Below are 23,592 nucleotides of genomic sequence, written 5' to 3' on the forward strand. Positions count from 1 at the left end.
CCCACTAATTTAGAGTGAAGTGTATGGAAATGAAGAAGGCACAACACCCATCTCGTATCTTCCAAGCAAGCCTAGCTTTCGGCTTGTTGCTGGTATGCGCCCAGTTTTCTAGCCCAGTATCGGCGGAGGAGTTCCTTTGCCAAGCCACTCAAGCCAGCGAGAAAGAATTACCGATGCTTGAGAAAACGTGCCCAATTGGTAACGGAGTATGGGGAAAGAAAGTGCCGCAGGGGGGCAACTACCTTTACTGGATTCAATGCGGATTGCTACCCAAGCCTATGTCTCTCGCGAAAGCTAAGCCTCTCTATAGTAAAATCACGACTGACGTATGGATGAAGCCTGAATCCAAAGGCTATCGCTGTTTGATTGGACCTTACAAGGCATTGTCTGATGCGAGGGATGACTTACGAGGAGTCAAAACCTTGTCGAACTACAAAGAGGCGTTCATCCGAGTGGTTGGGAAAGGGACGAAACAACCAGTAACACCACCTACACCTAAATCTACTGTATCGTCGAAATCAGCCGCATCTTCGGTTAAGCCAACACCGACGGTGACCCCGAAACCCGCGCCAGTTCCTGCTGTGCGAGCTGATACCGACGCCTTTAAAGCGCGGGCAGAGAAGCCAGATACCAAGGCAAAAAGTTCACGTGATAGCTCTTCGTCTACGCCTGTTGCTAAGACCAAAGCGAAGCCAATTGTCACTGGAAATGATGACATTGAAGTTCGGTTGAGAACTTCAGTACAGGGCAAAACGTACGTGGTCCCATATTTACTCGATCACCATAATCAGTTTTACATGGAACATGGTAAGCCGTGGAACCGCCTCAACTACGAAAACTCGCACAAAGTATGTCAGCAACTGGGTATGAACTTAGCTAACCCTGCAGAGTTTAAAGCGCTGAGGGCGTCTGGGGTGATGGAAAAAAATCAATGGCCACTGCAACTGCCGTATTGGGGCAAAGATAAGAAAGGTTTGTTCGCCGATCGTGAGCCCAATCAGCTCACCGGAACCTCATTATTGAACGTGGTGTGCGTGAAATAACGACTCAGATATTGCGGTCAAAATATAGAAGAAAGCCCCGAGTTCGGGGCTTTTTGCGGTCTCAAATATTATCGCTATTTGAGTGGCGTTTCTTTGTGACAGTTAGAGCAGATATACACTTCTTTGATGCCGACCAATCGTTCCCAAAATGTTCTGCGTCTTCTACGCAAATGCACGCTATCACAGCAAGGGTTAACGATGGTTGCTTTAGTCATCATCACCAGGCTCCAAAATCGGTAGTGAACTCGCGATGCTTGTCATGGCTTCTTTGCTGTTAGAGTACAGACCATATTCCGGTGCGGATTCATGACCGTTTTGTTCTTTACTCCAACGAATACCAATATAAAAGTCACCAAAATCGCGGTTGATGTAACGATGACGAGTTTTGTAATCTGACTCTGAGCCTGTTTCTTCTAGAATCAGCAGTTCACGGTCTTCATCATTCTGGATTTCCCAATTACCTGGAGTTTGGAATCCTGTTGGCATGAACGAAGTGTAGTTGTAAGTATCAGTGTCGTATTCGTACGCACCTGACGAGTATTTCAGGACTGTGTCGTCGCCTGTGCCATTACTTTCTACCATCAAGTCATGCTCTACCGTGCCTTGTTTGATGTGTTCTGCAACCGAAAGTGATTCTGCGAATGGGGTATTGCTTGAGTCCATCCAGAACAGCTCATCATCTGAGATTTTAACGATCATTTGAGTGCCGTTATGCTCGGTTTTGTGCTGGTACAACATTTCATACTCGTCGCCGTAGCTGTTGTATAGCTTGCCGTCTTTCAACTCAACGTCGTTACAGTCTTTATTGTTGTATTCTGTGTAACCAGTTTGTTGGTCCAGATCGGCAAGAATGGCGTAAGCATCGTGTTCCCATGTGTCTTTTAGGAAGTCACTGATGTTCGCTTTGTACTCTTGACTCATCTCATCGTGGTTTGAACCCCAGCAGAATAGTAGGCCTTCAGAATCTTGCATCAACATGGCGTAGCCGATTTCACCATCTTTCTGTGCAAAGCTACCCATTTTCCATTCTTGACCGTTGAAGTGCTCGTGAGTGAAGCCCAAAGTCGGTACTACTGGTGGTGGCGTGACGCCTTCGATAACCGTTGGCATGCTGAGCGCAATTTGTACCGCGGTATGGCCATCTGTTGCGCTAATCGCAAGTGTTGCTCCAGCTTCACCTGCTTTTGTTGGTGTGCCTTTAATGGTGATAATTGCATTACCATCCTCAGATACTGTTAGACCTTCAATGTCCACATAGTCCGCTGAGTAGTCGGTGATATGACCGTCTTTATCTTGGAACAAGCTAGAAATATCGAGCGTTTGTTCAAATACTTCACCTTGTTGTAGGTACCAACCATCAACGATGGACTGCAGATGCGCTTGTTCTGTTTCTACAACCATTGGTGGTAAGTTTGCCGATTCGATTTCGAACTGAAATACGGTGCTTACCGTACCCAAAACCTTACCTGACGAATCAATGTCTTGCGCCGTTAGAACAATCTCAAAATCACCAGCTTTCTCTACGATTGCAGTTGGTTGTAGAACAATCAGGTTGCCAGTTTGCACAACTTCAATGCCTGTGCCTGCAAAGTTGTGCGTCAGTTTGGTTGTCACAAGGTTTTGGTCTTTGTCTGCAAATAGACCTTCAATGTCTAGCTCTAAGCCATCAAAGTCCACGCCTTGTACGATTTTTGGTAGATTTTCTAGCTTATCTTTAGCTGCCTTTTCGACGATTTTGTTTACGGTTAGCTTGTTATTAACTGCCGTTTCAGGTGCTAAGGTGTCGCTGTCTGGGGTCGCGTCAGTGATGATTGGACGTAGATTTGGGTCATTGATGTTTTCGCCAGATGCAACAAGACGTTCCACTTCTTGGTTTGCCGCTTGAGCAAACTCCGTGGCTTTTTTCTCGTAGTTCGTTGGGTTTTGTGCTTTCGAGTCGGTCAGAATCTGAGCGGTTTTATGTAGTTCGGCGTTTTTTGTCGCACCTTCAACAAAATCACTGTACAGATCAATTGGTGCTTCTTCTGAGCCTCCTAGCGCTTGGTTTACTTTCGCTTTCGCGTCTTCTTCACTAATGGCTGGATCTTTTGCCATTTCAATCGCAACAAGGTCCGTGATAGGTGAAATCACGTTTGACGATGTTGGTGCACGGAACACGATTTCGTGGGCCATGGCTTGGCCTGGATGATCCATATCAACCGTGTATTTGCCAGCGTACTCTTTAGCATCCAAAGCGATAAGCTGTTTCTGCTTTGCACCGTTTGGTGTAATGGTCTGCAGCGCTAGAGTGCTTTCTGGTTTTGCATCCAATTTAAGCTGACCTTTCTCATCGGTCAGACCAAGGAATGTTTCTTGAGTGTCCCATTGGCCGTTGTTGTTCGTATCTTCAAAAACAACGGCATGCTTGAAGTAGCCGTCAAAACCTGTGATCACAACGCCGTCGTTAGCACTGTTTGAACCACCATCTGAACCGCCACAGCCTGTAAGAGCGATAGCCACTGACGCTGCTAGTAAACTCACCTTATTCATTATTTATTTGTCCTTGTTTCGTTTCCGAATGAGAAAGTCGCTTTTTTTATTATTTTTTTCCTTATATCTCACTAGTGAGATATAAGAGAGTGGTGTCTTTTTAATGACTATTGAGCTTAGGTTCAAGACACGAAAATCCGCACAAAACCCGTAAACACGAAAATCCGCACAAAACCCGTAAAATTTATTTCTATTTTTTGTCTATGATGGAAAATTGATAATTTGATCACGCTTCCAGTTTTATTTTGGTGATGATTGTTTTGTCAAAATAACCACCTGTAAATAGAGGTTTATTGGGTGTCGCTAAGGACAGGGGCGTGATAAATCATGTTGATCTTAAATTCCTCAACGTGATCAGCGAGCTCAGGTTTCGGACGTAAAATGTAGCTATACACCTCGCCATCAAGTAGTTCATCGTAAGGGGAATAGTTAAGATCAAACGATAACGATTGTTGTCCAGTAGCAGGGGCGCTGATGAACTCGTGGCAATCAATTTGGTAAGTCGGATCGTCTGGGTTAGGGTCTGATATGATGTCTATTTGATAGTCTCCTTGACCAGCAATGACATGGCTGTGATACCAAATGGCGACATCGCTACAATACAGGTTAGGACCATAAGTTCGTAAATTGAGATCGGATTCGAGACTTTCACCATGCGGACCCACGACTTTAGTACCATAGTGATAAATATAATTGCCAGCTTCAGCAACCAGATACCCCCCGCTTGGGAGAGGTAACAAATAGTCAAAAAAGGATATCTGGCGTAAATATCGCCCTGTCGGTGCGTTGATGCGCTTTTCCATCGATTGCTTGTTTTTTTGCATGGTGTAGCTTTCGAATTGTTTACCATCAAACACGGTGGTGAAGTAGTTCCGAGTATCTTCATGAACCTGAGATGGGTATTCTTTTTTGATGGTCCAAATTTGGCGTACACCTTGGACATAAACGATCAACGAGTCATCACTGATTTTGTACTTGCCCACTTTTTTCAAGTCTCCCTTTTCAGGACACTGGCGTTTGTTGTGTGAGGCGGCATAACTTACTTCGCCCCCCTCAAACTGAAAGGCCTCGCAATACACCACTTCATACGCGTACGCGATACCTGCAAGATTTTGTGTCGTCTCTAGGCGATAAACTACATCGCCAACTAACGAGTGTTCTGTGTCATTTTGATCGGGTGTGATAACGGGTAACTCAAAGCGCGTTGTGACCCATGCATGATCGCTATTACCGTGATAATCATCGCGCGCTGCTACCGCCAAATATGTGGTGGTTTTTATTTCCTCAGGCGCTCCTTGCACCATCATTTGTCCTTGGTTGAGGACTCTTAACCCATTGGCGTTTTCAAGCCAAATCTGAGTGGTGAGGAGATCGCCATCTGGGTCTTCAAAAAGCTGGTTAAGGTTGAGCGAATAACTCACCGGAGAGTTTTGTTTCAGCTCCCAAGCATAAATAATGGTTTGTAGCTGCTGTTCCACAGTGAGGTTGATGATGGGTTTATTATTCTCTGATGGGTCCTCTTGTGGTCGGCTGTTCTTATCACCCAATGCTGACTCGTAAAACGTGTTGTCTTCTGTGGTATGAAATGGATTCGTAACAGGGCCTGGTTGTCCTAAAAGGGCGGAGTTAAATGCGTCATCTCCCGCTTTTTTATGAGTGCGATCCAACGCAGAACCTGTCAACGCTTGCTTTACTTCAACTAAAGATGTGCGCTCATATTGACGATGTGCTTGCTGGGTTGACTTGTCGGCGTTGTCTGACGAGTCTTCCACAGATGCCAAATTGTGTTTGTTTGAAATGAAGTAAATACCGAACAAACCGACGCATACTGCGCCGATTATCCAAAGCTTTTTGTTCATGATTACGTGTGCGCCATTCGTGATTGTAGCCAACTGCGAGAGAATTTGAGGTCTTTCTCTATCAGGCTTGCGCTGCATTCGAGTAGCTCACTGATTTCTTGGTTTTTCATGCCCATTAAATACTTGAGTTTGAGTGCGCTCGATTGGCGTGGATAGCGGCTACTGAAACTATCCAGAGCTTTATCCATGATAATCAATTGCTCGAAACGATCTTCTTCATCTCTCATCAATGTAATGTGTTGACGCTTTTGTGCTTGGTGCGAGCGTGCGTTGTCGATCAAAATTTGACGCATCACTTTGGCGGCCATCAAAAAGAAATCGCGCTTTGTTTCAATTTCACTCATGTCGCAGTTGGACATTTTCAGGTAAGCATCATGAATTAATGCCGTGGTGCTGTTGACGCTGTCTGCCAGTACTTTGTTGTCGGTGCCGTACTTTTCTGCATTTCGTTCACGCTCATGTTGGGCGATCTTACGCAACTGTAAATAAGCAAACTGATAGAGCTCGCTCTCAGCTCGTTTATCACCAGATTGCCATTGTTGAATGATTTGTGTCAGTGCTACTGCTGTTGCCATGGTTATACATCCTCGCTCACTTTGACAAATTCAGAAATGGTGTGGGTTTCAATGCGATCGGAACCGTCTTGGTTGCGCAGAACATTTTGTTGATAGCGATATAAAATGCCTTGCTCCCAAGTTGCACCAGCTGGCAAGTATTCCCAGGTGGTGTAATTGATTTCGGATGGGGTTGTTGACCAACGCACCATGACGTTCATTTGCGCGAGTTCGGCTTTGGGGGCGCTATTGTTGACCCACCACATGTCGGCAAATTCGCGGGTAACATCTTGGGTGTACAGGCTTGTATCGGTTGGGCAGGTGTCCGTATTTTTCGGCAGTCGCATGACTTGTTGATGGCGCATCAATAGGCATGATTGTGTCATGGACTGTTGGTGGTATTCGGTTTGCTGCCACACACCGAGGTAGTCAATGTCGTGTTCGCTAGTATTGGGATACGTAAACCAGAGCATTTCTGTACGGTTATTGTGTTGGATGTTTTTTTTACGCCCGAGACCTTGTACTTTTTCCATCAATAACTCGGTGCTCGGATCAAAATTGAGGGCAACGGAGCGGTACTTCCAGTCGCCTTCATCATCGAAGTCTTCGAGAGAGAAGCCATTCAAGTCGTTGCGGGTGCACCCTGTGATTGAACAACCAACGATATTAAACCAATCCGCAAACTTGCTTATCGGTTCGACGACATCTTCCGTGATGGGGCGTTTCATCGAGAGGAAGCAGCCTTGAAAATGATCGCCAATGCTTGGGTGTTCAATCAATGAGTCTTTGGTGATGGTGAATCGAGTTTCACCAATAGGAGGACGATATTTGGGATGATGCTGATAGCGTAGATCGTAAGCACAAGCGCGGCCTTGCCAATCCTTCTTTTTGATGACGATGTTTTTGAACGTCATGTCGCGAGGTTCAAAAATGATCTCATCAGAGGAAAAATTTTTTTCAATGTACTGCTGGCTTTCGTTTAGGTGCTCAATCGCCTCATTGACAGATACCCAATCGAGATTGAGGTAGCGTTTAGCGTCATCCAGGTAATTGAGATCAAGGCCTTTGAGCTGGCTTTGAAAGTGAGGATCAGACAGCACACGGTTTGCTAGGACAATTTCCTCACGATTCTCAGGCCTGCTGTCGAGAGAAAGCAGCAGACGCGTCATATTGATGCTGCGGCTAGGTTTGGTTGTCGCCATCGTCGGCGTCAGCACTTCTTGGCTTGATAAGGTCGTCAGCAGATAACCTTTATCATCGTTACCAAGGAAGAAGCTAATTACATCACCGGGTTGGTAATGAAATGCTCCTTGCTGAGTGACGCCAGTGATATTGGAACTGGTTTTGTAATACAGGCCAGTCACTGGGGCGTCGATAAAGTAGCCTTGCTTCAAGGTTGAAGCTGGTGGGTGTGAAGTGGCAGCTGAAACGTCTGCTGCCAACGTGGACGTAGCCGTCAATGCAGACAGCCAAAATACCACTGAACGTGTATACATCTTGTTTTAAGCCTTATTGGTTGGTGCTGTCCTTAGACGCACAATTTGGCTGACAACTCATTGGTGTAGTTAGGTGCTTCTCTGGCACCGGTGTCATCATCGCCAACAACATTTTTTGTTTTATATGTTTGGGGATATCTGGGTTAGAGAGTATCCGCCTTCGTGTTAACTCCATCATGGAGTTCACTGAGAGATGTTCGACATTTTGCCCCTTCGCGTGGAATATGAGGCGAGTCATTTCGTACATCATATCTTCTGCAATCTTTTTCTCTTGTTGCAGCTGGATATTCTTTTGCATCATGGCGCTGCCAAATAACACACCAGAGAGCACAATGATGCCTGACAATACCGAAGCAAGGGGACGTCGCTGTACCAAGCGAAAGGCGCTATACAATGGCCAGTTTTTTTTCTGCTCGATTGGACGGCGTTCGATAATTCGTTCGATATCAATGCGCAATGTTCTAACATCGGTATATCGCATTTGAGTGGCAGGACGCGTTGCGCGTCTTATCACCCAGTAAACATCAGACCAAATTGTTGGTGATGGAAACATCAAAGCGAGAATTTTGCCCAAGGAGTACACGTCGCTTTGCTCTGTTAGAACCAGTCCTGCTTGCTGCTCTGGGCTGGCAAAATTTTGGCTAAACGCAATCAGCGCTGAGGGTGAATCTTCTCGGTTGGAGTGCGCTTTTTGAGTCAAGTTGAAGTCAAGCAGCTTGGGACGCTTGCTACGATCAATCAGTATATTTTCTGGTTTTAGATCGGCATGCAAAACCTGGTGCTGGTGGGCGTGCTCCATCGCCTGGCAGATCTGCTTAAACAACAGCAGCTTCTCCGTTTTTTCTAGCTTATTTTCAGATAGATACTCATCCAAAGTTTGACCAAACACCCGCTCCATCACGATGTAAACCGAATCTTGATGGAGACCGCCGTCAAACACTTTCGCGATGTAAGGATGGTTTAGACGCGCGAGAAGTTGAGCTTCATCGAAGAGTGCGCGTTGCCCTAACACATTGCTCAAATTGCTTTGAATAAACTTGATAGCCAGATCTTGCTCGAACGTTTCATCTGCACGTAGAGCTGCGTATACGACACCCATGCCACCACGCCCCAACTCATGAGTTAGGCGGTACTTACTGATGATTTCTCCGCTTAGATCGACGTCTTGGTTCGTTGCCTGATGAGCACCAAAATAAAGTAACTGCGTTAGTTGTTCTTCCGGTGTCTCGTTGGCTAAAAGAGGAACGAGTTGTCGATACAGCTCAGGTTGACTTCGTTGCAATGCTTGGAGGTATTGCTGCTTTTGGGAGTCGTCCAGATCAAGCAGGTGGTAGTAAATCTGGGTTTCGCTAGAGCCTAACTGCACTGTGACTAATGTCTTATTCTTTTAGGTACGGCATTTTATAAGAACTTTGATATAAATGTCATTTATTTATTCGGTTTTGATTCACAATCCATGAAACGCAATTTGATGGCTAATGGAGTAATAACGTCATGATTTTGCGAATTATTTTCACTGAGCTTGTCGGCAGAGAGTCTATTCGTCATAATGTTACTTGTAACATTACTGATAAATCACATATTTATGGCTCAACAGAATAAGAAAACTCGTACGACATTGCAGGATGTCGCAGACCAGGTTGGCGTCACGAAGATGACCGTTTCACGCTATATGCGTAACCCTGAATCGGTGGCAGAAAAGACTCGGGCCAAGATTGCGACTGCGATTGAAGAGATGGGTTACATCGAAAACCGTGCACCGGCGATGTTGTCAAAGTCCTCCAGTAAAGCCATTGGTATTTTACTGCCGTCTTTGTCCAACCAAATTTTTGCTTCCTTTGTTCAGGGCATAGAGATGGTGACCAAAGCCAATGGCTATGAGACGCTTTTAGCGCATTTTAGCTACGATGAGCTTGAAGAAGAGCGCAAGATCGCGTCATTACTCTCTTATCAAGTCGATGGGCTTATTCTAACTGAAAGCCATCACACGCCGCGTACATTACAGATGATCAAAAATGCGGGCATTCCGGTGGTCGAAACCATGGAACTGCCATCGGAGCCGATTGATATGGCGGTTGGACTCGATCATGAAGATGCGTCGTACACCGTGGTTAAGCAGATGCTAGATACGGGGAAGCGTACAATCGTCTATTTTGGCGCGCGTCTGGATACGCGAACCAAATTGCGGATGCAAGGTTACGATCGCGCGATGACAGAAGCAGGGCTAGAACCTAAACATGTATTAACTGGTGATCATTCGAGTTTTTCTTTAGCGCATGATTTGCTCGAACGTGCACTGGAAACGCACCCAACGCTCGATGGGGTGTTCTGTACCAACGATGACATCGCAATTGGCACCATGCTGAGTGCGCAGCAACGTGGCATTCAAGTTCCACAGCAATTGGCAGTGGCGGGCTATAACGCGCTGGATATCGGTCAAACCATCAGTCCGAAACTGACCAGCGTTGATACGCCGCGTTTCCAAATTGGTGTAAAGAGCGCAGAGCTATTAATTGCGCGCCTGAAAGGCGAAACGCAAGAAGAAAAAGTCTTCGATATGGGTTATCAGATCACGTCGGGAGAGAGTGTTTAACTAATTGTTAACTGCTCTTTGTATTCGCTCATCAATGGTATTGGTAGGTTAGGGTATGGCACATCAGCTGGATGCATTGGATCTCAACTTAATGCGTTTATTAAAAGCCGTGGTGGAAAACCGCAGCATCAAGCTGGCCGCAATGCAGCTTGGCATTTCTCAACCGAGCGCCAGCCGCGGCGTGATGAAGTTGAAGCAAGTGTTTGATGACCCGCTTTTTGTGCGTAAAGCACATGGAGTAGAGCCATCACCCATGGCGATTCGTCTCGCCGCCGAGTTCGACAATATGGTTGCACCACTGGAAAAAGTGGTGCAAGAATTTGAAGTGTTCGACCCACTGCAATACCAAGGGCAGATTGCGATTGTAACTGACCCTTATTTGATGGATGAACAAGGGCAGCGACTGCTCACTGGTTGTCATCGAGCCTTTCCCAAAGCGCACTTTGCCTTTTCCAGCTGGAATACTTACTCGCACGATGAAATGTTAGAAGGCGAGCACGATTACTGCATTCTTGACCAAGAGACCGAGCTGTCGAAAGACATTTACATGCGCCCGTTATTCGTTGAAAAACGAGTGATTTTGGCGCGCAAAAACCACCCAACGTTGTCGAAAGTCAGCAATGATTGGGACACGGTGTCCAAACTACCACTCGTCTCTTTGCCTGCGCCTGCGTCATATAAACCGCTTTGTACCGTGGAGTCCGAGTATCGACGCATGGGTTATGAGCCAGTAGTGTTACTGAAGTCCTATAATTTGCGTTTGGCTTGCCAAATGTTGCAAGAAACCGACGCGATTATGTATGCCAGTCAAAGCTCGGCATTGTTGATGCCAGAACTCGCCTCTTACGCAATGCCACCCGTTAATCGTGAGTTCAGTCAGTTTGTGGTCTCTGGCGGTTTCCTTCAAACCAACCGCAACCATCCTTTGCACAGACACCTACATAAAGTGGTGCGACAAACCCTCAATACGCCGCTGATTTTTACGCAATGACGTCACCTGATGGCATCGGCTGAATGAGAGAGTAGATGCTTTAACCTTATCAATATTATGTGATTACATAGACAACTTACTTCTTAAGATATTCAAAAATGAATATCTCAATTACCTGTCTCTTTTTCCTACCCAGCGCTAACCTTATCTCAAATAGTCAGGAGAAGTGGCTCATTTTTATCTTTTTAACTTTTTGAATGTCGATACAGGTACGCGACATTCACCATTCTCCGTTATGCATTTTTTTTATTTCTGATGGAGGATTAATCATGCTAGTTGCACGTCTATTTTTATTGCTCGCCATCGTTGCCGAAGTGGCTGGTACAAGCACTATGTCTCTTATCGGACAAGGGCACGGGTGGTGGGGCTACATCGTAATGTATGTGCTGATCGCAATCTCTTACTACTTTCTCGCGTTTGCCGCGAAGAAAATATCTATCGGTGTGGCATACGCTGTTTGGGAAGGGTTGGGTATCTCGTTGATCACCGTGGTGTCGATCATCGCCTTTGATGCACACTTAAACCATCAAGAGTTGTTTGGTTTGATGTTAGCCGTTGTTGGCATTGTGTGTGTGACCTTAGGGGAATCACATGGTCAACCTAACGCCAAGAAAAATGCCGATAAACCGGCAAAAGAACGTTCATTTTCTACTAGTACAAGGTGCGAATCATGAGTCAATTTTTTACGATGTCATTTGGATTTGTCGTGATGGCTGCCTTGGTCGATATCATGGCCAATATGGCGCTGACACGCTCAAAAGGTTTTAAATATAAAGGCTGGGGCATTGCGGCGATTGTGTTGGTACTGACAGCATTCACGCTGTTGGCACAAGCGGTGAAAGAGATCGACTTAGCCATTGCTTATGCCTCTTGGGGTGCGATCGGTATCTTGGGTACCGCAGTGGGTGGAGCCTTGCTGTTTAAGCAGAAACTCAAACCAATCGGCTGGTTTGGTATCTTTGTGGTGATTGCTGCCGTCGTGGTGATGAAAACCGCTTAATCAAGCCAAACAAAAACAACGAAGACAAATACAAAGAGCGGAGTATCAAACTCCGCTCTTTTTGTTTGTCTGGCTTAAACAATAAAGCTTGCGCCTTCTTCTGCACTCGATACGTTTTGGCGGATCACGCTAAACAAGCCTCGTCCCCAAGTTTGTTGGGTCGATTCGGTATCGAAATGAATCAACTCGCGACCAGTGGTATCGCTTAAGTTGTTCAGTTCGCCCGTTTGGCAATCCAGATGAATCAAATCACCGTTGCGCACCAAACCAATCGCGCCACCACGAATGGCTTCTGGAGAAACGTGAATCGCAGACGGAATTTTACCGGATGCACCAGATAAACGACCGTCCGTCACTAGCGCGACTTTAAAGCCCGCTTTCTGCACGTTGCCGAGGATTGGCATCAGTTTATGCAGTTCAGGCATGCCGTTTGCCGCTGGGCCGTTGTGTGTGACCACAACGATGCAGTCTTTGTTCAGCTCGCCACGTTTGTATGCGGCTTCCACTTCGTGTTGGCATTGGAATACGATCGCTGGTGCCACAATCACGCGTTGCTCTTCTTTCACCGCAGACACTTTCACCACGGCTTTGCCTAAGTTGCCAGTCAATACGCGAGTGCCGCCAGTATTTTGGAATGTGGCGTCTGGTTTGGCGATCACGTCACCGTCTTGGCTGCCTTGGCACGATGTCCAGGTCAGTTGGCCATCGACAAGGCTCGGTAGCGTCATTTGGTCTTCAAATTCACCAAACACGGGTTTCACATCGCGATGCAAAAGCTCGGATTGGTTCAAGCGGTGCAATAACGCTGGCACGCCCCCCGCGTCTTGGAACGCGTTCATATCGGCTGGGCCGTTCGGGTAAACGCGCGCTAATAAAGGAACCACATCCGACAGATCGCTGATGTCTTGCCAGGTGAGCAAGATGCCAGCAGCACGCGCCACGGCGATCATATGAATGGTGTGATTGGTGCTGCCGCCAGATGCAAGTAGAGCGATGATGCCGTTGACCAAGCTCTTTTCTGTGACCACCTCGGCCAGCGGACGGAAGTGTGCAGAACCCGCCGTCATAGAGGCGATTTTCAGAGCCGAGTGATTGGTTAACGCTTTACGCAGTTGGGTATGGGGATGAATGAATGCTGAACCTGGCAGCATCAAGCCCATGGCTTCGAACACCAACTGGTTGGTATTGGCGGTGCCGTAAAATGTACACGTACCCGCAGAGTGGTAAGCGCGACACTCCATATCCAGCAGAGCGTCTTTGCCGACTTCTCCCGCTGCGTATTTTTGGCGCACGTCGACTTTCTCTTCGTTGCTGATGCCTGTTGCCATCAGACCCGCTGGCACAAACGCCGTTGGTAGGTGTGCGTAAGACAGCGCGCCCATCAGTTGCCCCGGTGCGATTTTGTCACAGATGCCAAGCAGTAATGTGGCATCAAAGACATTGTGACTCAAAGACAACGCCGTTGATTGCGCAATTAAGTCACGCGAAAACAGTGACATATCCATGCCTGCTTGACCTTGAGTCACCCCATCGCACATCGCTGGCACACAACCTGCGACTTGCGCCGTATGGCCGTAGTCCGCCAGCACTTTTTTGATTTGTGCTGGGTAGTCTTGGTACGGCTGGTGGGCGCTCAACATGTCGTTGTAGGCGCTGATCAGCGCGACATTGGCATGAGTAAAATCGAGAATATTTTTCTTTTCAGAAGAGCAAGAAGCGGCGACTGCATGGGCTAAGTTACCACAAGATAAACCAACACGGCCTTTGCCCGCTTCGGCTTGCACTTCGGTGCGAGCAAGAAACGCAGCGCGCGCTTCACGGCTGCGCTCGGTCAAACGCTGTGTGACCTCAAGAACAACAGAGTGAGTCATTACGCCACCTCGATCGCTTGCATTTTGATTAGCTCAGCGGCAGAGCGTTCCACCACGTCGCTGATGTCTCCGTCGATACTGACGATCAGAGTTTGAGGCTCGTTGTCTGGGCGCTCTAGCGTCTCGAATTGGCTCTTCACCATGTTTTCTTTCATGAAGTGGCCTTTGCGCATACGCATGCGATTAAGGATCAACTCCCTATCGCCATCAAGGAACAGGAAGGTCACATTGTTGTTGCCTTCGCGGATCTGATCGCGGTAAATCTTTTTCAGTGCTGAACAGACAATAATGCCGTGTTCGTTTTTGCTTTCTAGGCTGTACGCCGCATCACGAATGCGTTCTAGCCATGGCTTGCGATCATCATCGTTCAGAGGCTGGCCCGACGCCATTTTCTGAATGTTCGCTCGTGGATGAAGATCATCACCATCAATGAATTTACGCCCTAGCTTTTTCGCTAGATGCTCACCAATTGTGCTTTTACCACTAGCACAAACGCCCATAACGATGACACTACTACCAGCCATAACTTATCCTCATAACCAAATTTGCGCGTGATCTCAATTTTTGAATTCACTTTAAAATATGGGTTTATCTTATTCATGTTATCGGTAACATGTTACCGGTAACTGAAATAAATGTGAACCATAACACAAACAATAATTCTTAAAGGTGAACCTATGGAGCAATTAACCCAAGCCCTAGATCCTACGTTCCTACTGACGATTGCAGGCCTTGCCATTGCAGCGTTACTCGTTCTGATCATTAAACTGAAAGTCCATGCTTTTGCTTCCCTTACTATGGTGAGTTTAGGCACAGCAATCGCCACTGGCGTTCCTTCTGAGAAAGTCGTATCGACCATGATGGGCGGCTTCGGCGGCACACTGGCTTCCGTGGCATTGCTGGTTGGTCTTGGTGCGATGATCGGTAAAATTCTTGAAGTGACTGGCGGTGCGAAAGTGCTGGCAGACACTTTGATTGGTCGCTTTGGTAAAGAGCGCGCACCATTTGCTTTGGGCGTCGCTTCATTACTGTTTGGCTTCCCAATCTTCTTCGATGCTGGCCTTGTAGTGATGATGCCAATCATCCTAAGTGTGGCGGCTCGTTTTGGTGGCTCACCAATTAAATACGCGTTGCCTGCAGCTGGTGCTTTTGCGGTTATGCACGCGTTTGTTCCACCACACCCAGGTCCGGTTGCAGCGGCCGAATTCCTTGGTGCAAACATCGGTCTGTTATTGGTGGTGGGTATTCTGGTGGCTATTCCAACTTGGTACCTTGGCGCTTACCTATTTGGTTTGTACGCGGGAAAAAAATTCGATATCCCACTATCTAAAGCCTTCTTTAATGGCGAAGCGATGGTGGATGAGCGCAACGCACCAAAATTTGGCACGGTTATGACCATCCTTGTGCTGCCAGTCCTGCTAATCTGTTTGGATACGGTACTGAACACACTGGCGGTTGCGGGTGTGATTGATGGCAAAACGGCACTGGTTGAGTTCCTACGTATGCTAGGTAAAACTCCAGTCGCGTTGCTGATTACTTTGATTGTCTGTCTGGCTGTGTTTGCCAAAGACTACGGCATGGCAAAACTAGAAAAATTGTGTGGTGAGTCATTGGCTCCTATCTGTGGTGTTATCCTAGTAACGGGTGCAGGTGGCATGTTTGGCGGCGTACTGCGCTCAAGCGGCATCGGTGATGCACTGGCTGACGTTCTTACAGATACAGGTATGCCTGTGATTGTGGCGGCGTTTGTTATTTCAACCTGTCTGCGTGTTGCTCAAGGCTCGGCAACGGTAGCGCTAACCACTACGGCAGCTCTTATCGCGCCAGTTGTGGCTGCATCAACAGGTTTGAGTGAACTAGACCTTTGCTTTATCGTAATCGCGATTGCGGGTGGTGCAACGGTACTGTCTCACTTCAATGACTCTGGTTTCTGGTTGGTATCTCGTCTGCTTGAGATGGATGAGAAAACCACATTAAAAACTTGGACGGTAATGGAAACGTTACTTGGCGGTATCGCGTTTATTATCGTCGCAACATTAAGCTTTATTCTTTAGAGGTTCCCCATGACAACACTTGAACAACGATTAAGAGATATCAAAATCGTCCCAGTTATCGCAATCAACGACGTAGCACACGCTCTGCCACTGGCAAAAGTGTTGGTAGAAAACGGTTTACCATGTGCGGAAGTGACATTCCGCACCGAAGCGGCGGCGGAATCGATTCGCATCATGCGTGAAGCGTACCCAGAACTGTTGATTGGCGCGGGCACCGTTCTGACCACAGAACAAGTGGATATCGCGATCGAAGCGGGCGTGGACTTTATCGTTAGCCCAGGCTTCAACCCAACCACAGTGAAATACTGTCAGCAACGTGGTGTGACTATCGTACCGGGTGTAAACAACCCAAGCTTGGTTGAGCAAGCGATGGAAATGGGTCTGCGTACGTTGAAGTTCTTCCCTGCTGAGCCATCAGGCGGCGTAAACATGCTGAAAGCACTCACGGCGGTTTACCCAGTGGAATTCATGCCAACAGGTGGCGTGAGCCCATCCAACGTGGAAGATTACCTAGCGCTGAAATCGGTTGTAGCTTGTGGCGGTACTTGGATGGTGCCAACCGCAATGATGGACAACGGCGATTGGGAAGGCATTGCTGAATTGGTTCGCGCAGTTAAGTAAAACGCACAAACGGCTCCGAAATGCCCCCGAACGTTGGGAAACGTGATACGAAAAAGGGTCATCAAGTAACTTGATGACCCTTTTTCTTTTTGGGATGAAACGGCTTTAGAAGTGATGCTTCATAAAGCGCTTAATAAAGCGAATGAAATCGGCTTCGGCTAGCTTCGCGCACTTCAATGTTTGGGCGTGAGACAATTCTACATCTCCCAAGCCTTCTGCCATGTTGGTGATCGCACATACTGCCAATACGGGTAAGCCGCAATGCGCCGCAGAAATCACTTCTGGCACGACCGACATGCCCACGACATCACCACCGATGATTTGCATCATGCGGATTTCGGCTGCGGTCTCAAAGTTGGGGCCTGTGTAAGAGACAAACACGCCTTCATTCAGGTGAATACCATTGGCTTTGCCGACTTCAAACGCTTCTGCGCGCAGGTCTTTGTCGTACGCATTGGCGAGGCTGAAGAACCTCGGGCCGTACTCTTCATCATTCGGACCGATCATTGGCGATTCAGGCATGGTGTTGATGTGGTCATGAAATACCACCAGAGAGCCGACATCAATACGCTCAGGGCGAAGTGAGCCTGCCGCGTTGGTGACGAGCAGAAACTCACAGCCCAGCTTTTTAAAGGTTCGTACGGGTGTTGTCATGACCTTCATTGAGCCGTGTTCGTAGTAGTGACCGCGACCTTTCATGCACACTACGTCTACGCCGCCCATGGTGCCAAGTACCAACTCACCAGAGTGGCCTTGCACGGTGCTAACCGGAAAGCCTTCGAGCTCTTCGTATGGAATGACCACTTTGTCTTGTAGCTCGTCTGCCAATACGCCTAAGCCTGAGCCTAAAATAAACGCCGCTTTAGGTTGGAAGTTTGGTTTGCGTTCGCGAATGGTTTGTAGCGCGCCGATTACTGGATCGTGATTCATGTTAGTCACCTTCTGGTTGTGTGTTGATTCCATTGTGTGACTTTCTGCGCTGGTTATCTTTGCTTTATTCGCTACTATCATCCTTAAAAAGAGGATGATGAAATTCGCTAGGACTCAATTATGAAGTCAGAACCATTTGAGCGCGTGACGCTGAAGATGCTGCGTTACTTTTACGAGGTCGCACAAACCAAGCATTTCACTAAGGCCGCCGAGAACCTCAATATCACCAATTCGCCGTTGAGCAATCGCATCAAAGAGTTGGAAGAAGTGCTTAACGTCAAACTGTTTGAGCGTGATTCAAGAAACGTCATGCTAACGGAGGCCGGACGATTGTTGGAGTCCAAATGCCAACTGATTTTTCAGACCTTGGATGTCTCGCTCAATCAAGTGCAGCAAGTGGGGTTGAACCAGAGAAATATCCTGCGAGTTGGTGTGGTAAGTAGCGCATTTTGGGGCGGATTTGATCGTTTGTTACAGCGCTTCCATGCTGAGCATGACACTTATCACGCCGACATTTTTGACCTTAACCCAGAGACGCAAAAGAAGCATCTGAGCGAGAAGAAAATCGATGTGGGCATCGTGCGTTTTGCCGATGCACTCAACATTTATCCGTACCAGTCGGTGTCTTTGGGCAAAGATGTGTTTGTGGTGGCGGTGTCGGAGCAACATGAGTTAGCCAGCAAATCTTTGCTGCGGCTCCAAGATTTAAAGGCGTGTGAGTTTGCGTTTATGAGTTTGGCGAATTCTGCCTCGGCAAACTTCATCATCAATGCCTGTCTGCAAGAAGGCTTTTCACCCTATATTGGCAAACAAGTGGTGGAGCCAAGCACCTTGATGGCATATGTAGCAAACAGCAATACCGTGACGTTGGTGCCGTCGACGTTTTCTCAGCATCATTGGCATGGGATTCGTTTTATCAAGCTGAAAGAGTCACTGCGTGCAGACTTGTGTCTGATTCATGATGGTAAGCAGGAGAGTGCTATTAAAGCCGAGTTTATTCGCACATTATTAGAGAATGCGAGTTAAGCATGGGATAACAAAAAAAGGTCATCCTAAGATGACCTTTTCAAATGATTCACTGAAATCAGCAATGCGATTAGAGCGTAATTAACGCATCGTTACGAACTCTTCAGAGCCCGTTGGGTGGATAGCCACAACAGAGTCGAAGTCTGCTTTGGTTGCGCCCATCTTCATTGCTACGCCGAAGCCTTGGATCATTTCATCTACCGTGAAACCGATGCCGTGTAGGCCAACAACCGTTTCTTCTTCGCCCGCACATACAAGCTTCATCTTACATGGTTGACGGTGCTTAGTAACAGCGGTGTACATCGCAGTAAAGCCAGATGTGTAGACTTTGATGTTGTCTTTGCCGTACTTCTCTTCTGCTTCTTGCGTTGTAAGACCGATAGTGCCGATTGGTGGGTGGCTAAATACCACAGTTGGTACCAAATCGTAGTCCATCTTCGCGTTTGGTTTGTTGTTGAACAAACGCTCAGAAAGTTGACGACCCGCTTTCACTGCTACTGGCGTTAGCTCGATACCGCCTTCCATGATGTCACCCACACAGTAGATGCCTTTCACGTTGGTTTCTTGGTATTCGTCTACCTTGATGTAGCCTTTTTCGTTCGTTGCCACACCGGTTGACGCTAGGTTGATTGCGTCTGTCGCAGGGTGACGACCGATTGCCCAAATCAGTTGGTCAACGTTTTGGCTTTCACCGTTTTCTAGGTGCAGAGTTAGGCTGCCATCGGCTTCTTTTACCACTTCTTTTGGTACAGAGTGGGTGTGCAGTTTTGGACCTTCTGCGTCCATCACTTCAACCAACGTATCGATGATCATTGGATCGAAGCTACGCAGTGGTGACTCTTTACGTACGAACAGGTGCGTTTCTGTACCTAGCGCGTGCAGTACGCCAGCAATTTCAACTGCGATGTAGCCTGCGCCCACAACCGCAACGCGTTTTGGTTGCTCTGCTAGGTCGAAGAAGCCGTTTGAATCGATGCCGTATTCAGCGCCTGGAATGTTTGGAATAGTAGGACGACCACCAACCGCGATCAGGATGTGATCTGCTGTGTAGTGTTCACCGTTTACTTCGACAGTTTTTTCGTCAACAAACTTAGCAAAGCCTTTAATCACGTTTACTTTGTTGTTGCCAAGAACGCGATCGTAAGATTGGTGAATACGACCAATGTACGCCTGACGGCTCTCAACTAGTTTGCTCCAGTTGAAACCTTTCACGTCGACATCAAAACCGTAATCTTCTGCGTACAGGTTCATTGCTTCTGCGATTTGCGCGCCATGCCACATCACTTTTTTCGGTACACAACCTACGTTGACACAGGTACCGCCAAGGTCTTGAGCTTCGATTAGCGCAACTTTCGCGCCGTACATCGCCGCACGGTTTGCAGATGCGATGCCGCCACTGCCGCCACCGATACAGATATAGTCAAAATGAGTCGCCATTACTTTCTCCAAGAGCTTATAAATTTTATCTGGTACATAGATAGATTGGGATGACCTTGTCCGAACTCAATGCCACCGTTATCCCACTATCATAAATCGAATTCGACTAATTCCTAAATGGGAAAAAGCGACAATACTTATGACAAATAGCGATGAGAGGCACAAAAAGAAGAATAAGCACGATTGGAGGGAGAAGGTGAGAGCATAAAAAAGCGCAACGAGAATATCGTTGCGCTTGAAGATAGCAGTACTGAAGTGCTTACTCTGGCACAATCCAGTCCACTTTCCAGTGGCCAGTTGCTGGTGCGATCGCGTCTTGCAGGAATGGCAGAATCTCTTTCATCTGGCTTTCCAGTTTCCATGGCGGGTTAATCACAATCATGCCGGATGCCGTCATGCCGCGCTCGTTGGTATCTGGTGCAACACCTAACTCGATTTGCAGAATTTTACGAATGCCCAGTGCTTCCAAGCCTTCGATCATATCTTCGATGTCGTGGCGGTTTACCACTGGGTACCAAATCGCGTAGATACCGGTTGCCCAACGTTTATGGCTCTGATGAATCGCTCGCACCACATCGCGGTACTCTTTCGCGAGTTCGTATGGTGGGTCAATCAGCACCAAACCACGACGCTCTTGTGGCGGTAAGCTTGCTTTGAGGCGTTGGAATCCGTCTTCTTTGAAGATGCTCACTTGGCGATCACGATGGAATTCTTGCTCTAACAATGGGTGATCGGCCGGGTGCAACTCGGTCAGCACCATACGATCTTGTGGGCGGATTTGCGCGCGCGCCACACGTGGTGAGCCTGGGTAGTAACGCAGCTTCTCGCCATTGTTGAGCACTTTAATGGCATCGATGTAGCTTTTGATGTCTTCAGGAATGCTTGGGTTATCCCAAATACGTGCGATGCCTTGTTTGTATTCGCCCGTTTTTTCAGACCATTCGTGAGTCAGATCGTAACGGCCCACACCCGAGTGGGTATCGTGATAAACGAATGGCTTATCTTTTTGTTTCAGCGCATCAAGAATGAGGCTTTGAACGATGTGTTTGACCACGTCGGCATGGTTGCCAGCGTGGAAGCTGTGGCGGTAACTTAACAAATTAAACTCTCGAAACACTCTTTGGCTGAGTGTGGTCTGTGATTTTCACTCTATGGCGGTATTATACTCAAGTAACTTAAAGATGTAGAACTTCCAATCAAATCTGTTCCTCTGATAAGGGGACGCTATTGAAATTTCTTTAAGTCACCCACACTTACTATTGGTAATCGAATTGAACTAGGTGAGTTTCTCGCACTCAAAAGGGTGTGAAATCTCATTTAGGTATAACAAGACTCAAGGACAGAGTAGCGCTGGTTGACTATAAGATGGTCATCGCGGCATAGAGAAAGGGAACGGAGCTCCCCCAATCCATGTTGCTGGCTCGTCTGTACATTGAGTTGGCCTATCTACACAAAATAGACAGGCAATCACAGAGTCAAAACACAAAAGGAATTATTCATGTCTAATCCTCTTCTGACGTTTACGGACCTACCTCCGTTTTCTCAAATTAAACCAGAACACATCAAGCCTGCCGTTGAGCAAGCGATTGCTGACTGCCGAGCAAAAATCGATGAAGTTCTACAAGACAACGCTCACCCAACTTGGGACAGTGTGATTGCGCCAATTGAAGAAGCGGATGATCGCTTAAGCCGCATCTGGTCGCCAGTGGGTCACATGAACTCGGTAGTGAACAGCGAAGAGCTACGTGAAGCTTACGAAAGTTGCCTACCAATTTTGTCAGAGTACGGCACTTGGGTTGGTCAGCACAAAGGGTTGTACGAAGCGTACAAAACCATCAAAGCGAGCGAAGAATTTGCAACGTTAACTCGTGCCCAGCAGAAAACCATCACTGATGCACTGCGTGATTTCGAGTTATCAGGCATTGGTTTGCCATCCGATGAGCAGCACCGTTACGGCGAGATCAGCAAACGTATGTCTGAGCTGAGCTCTAAATTCTCTAACAATGTGCTGGATGCCACCATGGGTTGGACCAAGCACATCACAGACGAGAAAGACCTAGCAGGTATGCCAGAATCGGCGCTGGCAGCAGCGAAAGCTGCCGCAGAAGCAAAAGAGTTAGATGGTTACCTCATTACGCTAGATATCCCATCTTACCTACCTGTCATGACGTACTGCGATAACCAAGAGTTGCGTAAAGAAGTGTACGAAGCGTACGTGACGCGCGCTTCTGATCGAGGTCCAAACGCAGGCAAATGGGATAACTCAGAAATCATTACTGAGCAGCTAAAACTGCGCCATGAAATTTCACGTATGCTAGGTTTCAATACTTATAGTGAAAAGTCGTTAGCAACAAAGATGGCTGAAACGCCGGATCAAGTGCTGGGCTTCCTGAATGACCTAGCGACACGAGCGAAACCGCAAGGTGAACGTGAAGTCGAAGAGTTACGTCAGTTTGCGAAAAGTGAGTTTGGTGTTGAAGAGCTGAACGTTTGGGATATCGCTTACTACAGCGAGAAACAAAAGCAGCACCTGTTCCAAATTTCGGATGAAGAACTGCGCCCATACTTCCCAGAGTCAAAAGTCGTGAGCGGTCTGTTTGAAGTGCTAAACCGCGTGTTTGGTATGACCGTTACTGAGCGCGAAGGCGTAGACACTTGGCACGAATCTGTGCGCTTTTTCGATATCTTTGATGCTGAAGGCACACTCCGTGGCAGTTTCTACCTAGATCTCTACGCTCGTGAACACAAACGTGGCGGCGCGTGGATGGATGATTGTCGTGGTCGTCGCGTTACGCTATCTGGCGAGCTGCAAACGCCGGTTGCGTATCTAACGTGTAACTTCAACCGTCCAGTGGGCGACAAACCAGCACTGTTCACGCACGATGAAGTCGTGACGCTATTCCATGAGTTTGGTCATGGAATCCACCACATGTTGACGCAAGTTGATACAGGTGCTGTTTCAGGTATTAATGGCGTGCCTTGGGATGCGGTTGAGCTACCAAGTCAGTTCCTAGAAAACTGGTGTTGGGAAGAGGATGCGCTGGCGTTCATTTCTGGTCACTATGAGACAGGTGAGCCGCTACCTAAAGCGATGCTAGACAAAATGCTCGCAGCGAAAAACTTCCAATCTGCGATGGGTATTTTGCGTCAGCTAGAATTCGGCTTGTTCGACTTCACGCTTCACACCGAATATGACCCTGAAGTGGGTGCGCGTGTACTGGAAACTCTGGCGAAAGTGAAAGAGAAAGTCGCGGTAGTTCCTGCGGTTGAGTGGGCGCGTTTCTCACACAGCTTCGGCCATATTTTTGCTGGTGGCTACAGTGCGGGTTACTACAGCTACCTGTGGGCTGAAGTGCTGTCGTCAGACGCGTATTCTCGCTTTGAAGAAGAAGGCATCTTCAACAAAGAGACGGGTCTAAGCTTCCTGAACAACATCCTAGAAATGGGGGGCAGTGAAGAGCCAATGGAGCTGTTTAAGCGCTTCCGTGGCCGCGAGCCACAAATCGATGCACTGTTGCGCCATTCGGGTATTGCGGCGTAAATTGAGCAAAAAACATCAAGGCCAACCGAACGGTTGGCCTTTTTTGT

At 47.5% G+C, this 23,592-nt stretch carries 19 protein-coding genes; 9 read left to right on the plus strand and 10 right to left on the minus strand.

Annotation, left to right across the window (positions count from 1 at the left end):
* Positions 1 to 23 precede the first annotated feature (23 nt).
* On the plus strand, positions 24 to 1,043 hold the full coding sequence (locus R8N49_RS07905) for an SPOR domain-containing protein (RefSeq protein ID WP_213908236.1): 1,020 nt from the start codon (positions 24 to 26) through the stop codon (positions 1,041 to 1,043).
* A gap of 207 nt (positions 1,044 to 1,250) precedes the next feature.
* On the opposite strand, the gene R8N49_RS07910 is transcribed toward R8N49_RS07905, so the two are convergent.
* From R8N49_RS07910 to R8N49_RS07930, 5 genes are all read right to left on the minus strand, one after another.
* The gene (locus R8N49_RS07910; RefSeq protein ID WP_132937271.1) at positions 1,251 to 3,572 is read right to left on the minus strand and encodes an acid phosphatase; all 2,322 of its coding nucleotides are present in this window, start codon (positions 3,570 to 3,572) and stop codon (positions 1,251 to 1,253) included.
* A gap of 290 nt (positions 3,573 to 3,862) precedes the next feature.
* The gene (locus R8N49_RS07915) at positions 3,863 to 5,431 is read right to left on the minus strand and encodes a hypothetical protein (RefSeq protein ID WP_132937272.1); all 1,569 of its coding nucleotides are present in this window, start codon (positions 5,429 to 5,431) and stop codon (positions 3,863 to 3,865) included.
* A gap of 2 nt (positions 5,432 to 5,433) precedes the next feature.
* The gene (locus R8N49_RS07920) at positions 5,434 to 6,006 is read right to left on the minus strand and encodes a sigma-70 family RNA polymerase sigma factor (protein WP_005379118.1); all 573 of its coding nucleotides are present in this window, start codon (positions 6,004 to 6,006) and stop codon (positions 5,434 to 5,436) included.
* Positions 6,007 to 6,008: 2 nt separating this feature from the next.
* Entirely contained in the window at positions 6,009 to 7,481 is a 1,473-nt protein-coding gene (locus tag R8N49_RS07925) for a chromosome partitioning protein ParA (RefSeq protein ID WP_132937273.1), read from the minus strand.
* A 13-nt stretch (positions 7,482 to 7,494) separates the two neighbouring features.
* On the minus strand, positions 7,495 to 8,847 hold the full coding sequence (locus tag R8N49_RS07930; protein WP_132937274.1) for a serine/threonine-protein kinase: 1,353 nt from the start codon (positions 8,845 to 8,847) through the stop codon (positions 7,495 to 7,497).
* Between the two features lie 219 nt (positions 8,848 to 9,066).
* On the opposite strand from R8N49_RS07930, the gene R8N49_RS07935 reads away from it, so the two are divergent.
* The 4 genes from R8N49_RS07935 (at position 9,067) to R8N49_RS07950 (ending at position 12,065) form a co-directional block, all read left to right on the plus strand.
* Positions 9,067 to 10,074, plus strand: coding sequence for a substrate-binding domain-containing protein (locus R8N49_RS07935; RefSeq protein WP_017636149.1), 1,008 nt, complete (start codon positions 9,067 to 9,069; stop codon positions 10,072 to 10,074).
* 55 nt (positions 10,075 to 10,129) lie between these two features.
* The gene (locus R8N49_RS07940; protein ID WP_005379132.1) at positions 10,130 to 11,065 is read left to right on the plus strand and encodes a LysR family transcriptional regulator; all 936 of its coding nucleotides are present in this window, start codon (positions 10,130 to 10,132) and stop codon (positions 11,063 to 11,065) included.
* Between the two features lie 269 nt (positions 11,066 to 11,334).
* Positions 11,335 to 11,739 (plus strand): SMR family transporter, encoded by a 405-nt coding sequence (locus R8N49_RS07945; RefSeq protein ID WP_005384225.1) that lies wholly within the window; start codon positions 11,335 to 11,337, stop codon positions 11,737 to 11,739.
* Positions 11,736 to 12,065, plus strand: coding sequence for an SMR family transporter (locus tag R8N49_RS07950; RefSeq protein WP_005478614.1), 330 nt, complete (start codon positions 11,736 to 11,738; stop codon positions 12,063 to 12,065). The genes R8N49_RS07945 and R8N49_RS07950 overlap by 4 nt, the downstream gene beginning before the upstream one ends.
* A 74-nt stretch (positions 12,066 to 12,139) precedes the next feature.
* On the opposite strand, the gene edd is transcribed toward R8N49_RS07950, so the two are convergent.
* Both edd and R8N49_RS07960 read right to left on the minus strand, forming a co-directional pair.
* Entirely contained in the window at positions 12,140 to 13,936 is a 1,797-nt protein-coding gene (gene edd / locus R8N49_RS07955; protein WP_258489877.1) for a phosphogluconate dehydratase, read from the minus strand.
* Positions 13,936 to 14,460, minus strand: a complete 525-nt coding sequence (locus R8N49_RS07960; protein ID WP_005379140.1) for a gluconokinase — start codon at positions 14,458 to 14,460, stop codon at positions 13,936 to 13,938. The genes edd and R8N49_RS07960 overlap by 1 nt, the downstream gene beginning before the upstream one ends.
* 153 nt (positions 14,461 to 14,613) lie before the next feature.
* Between R8N49_RS07960 and R8N49_RS07965 the strand changes: the two genes are divergently transcribed.
* On the plus strand, positions 14,614 to 15,990 hold the full coding sequence (locus tag R8N49_RS07965; protein WP_132937276.1) for a GntP family permease: 1,377 nt from the start codon (positions 14,614 to 14,616) through the stop codon (positions 15,988 to 15,990).
* Between the two features lie 9 nt (positions 15,991 to 15,999).
* On the plus strand, positions 16,000 to 16,611 hold the full coding sequence (locus R8N49_RS07970) for a bifunctional 4-hydroxy-2-oxoglutarate aldolase/2-dehydro-3-deoxy-phosphogluconate aldolase (protein WP_025624148.1): 612 nt from the start codon (positions 16,000 to 16,002) through the stop codon (positions 16,609 to 16,611).
* A gap of 105 nt (positions 16,612 to 16,716) precedes the next feature.
* Here the strand turns inward: R8N49_RS07970 and xapA are convergent, their stop codons facing one another.
* Positions 16,717 to 17,541: a xanthosine phosphorylase gene (xapA, locus tag R8N49_RS07975; RefSeq protein ID WP_005379149.1), complete on the minus strand. Its 825-nt coding sequence runs from the start codon at positions 17,539 to 17,541 to the stop codon at positions 16,717 to 16,719.
* A gap of 120 nt (positions 17,542 to 17,661) precedes the next feature.
* Here xapA and R8N49_RS07980 point away from each other — a divergent pair, with 120 nt between their 5' ends.
* Positions 17,662 to 18,567: a LysR family transcriptional regulator gene (locus R8N49_RS07980; protein WP_132937277.1), complete on the plus strand. Its 906-nt coding sequence runs from the start codon at positions 17,662 to 17,664 to the stop codon at positions 18,565 to 18,567.
* A gap of 81 nt (positions 18,568 to 18,648) precedes the next feature.
* On the opposite strand, the gene gorA is transcribed toward R8N49_RS07980, so the two are convergent.
* Entirely contained in the window at positions 18,649 to 20,004 is a 1,356-nt protein-coding gene (gene gorA, locus R8N49_RS07985; RefSeq protein ID WP_054579538.1) for a glutathione-disulfide reductase, read from the minus strand.
* Positions 20,005 to 20,263: 259 nt separating this feature from the next.
* On the minus strand, positions 20,264 to 21,103 hold the full coding sequence (locus tag R8N49_RS07990) for a 23S rRNA (adenine(2030)-N(6))-methyltransferase RlmJ (protein ID WP_005379158.1): 840 nt from the start codon (positions 21,101 to 21,103) through the stop codon (positions 20,264 to 20,266).
* A gap of 399 nt (positions 21,104 to 21,502) precedes the next feature.
* On the opposite strand from R8N49_RS07990, the gene prlC reads away from it, so the two are divergent.
* Positions 21,503 to 23,545, plus strand: a complete 2,043-nt coding sequence (gene prlC / locus R8N49_RS07995; RefSeq protein ID WP_017635033.1) for an oligopeptidase A — start codon at positions 21,503 to 21,505, stop codon at positions 23,543 to 23,545.
* Positions 23,546 to 23,592 lie beyond the last annotated feature (47 nt).

The sequence above is a fragment of the Vibrio sp. 1978 genome, from assembly GCF_033344345.1.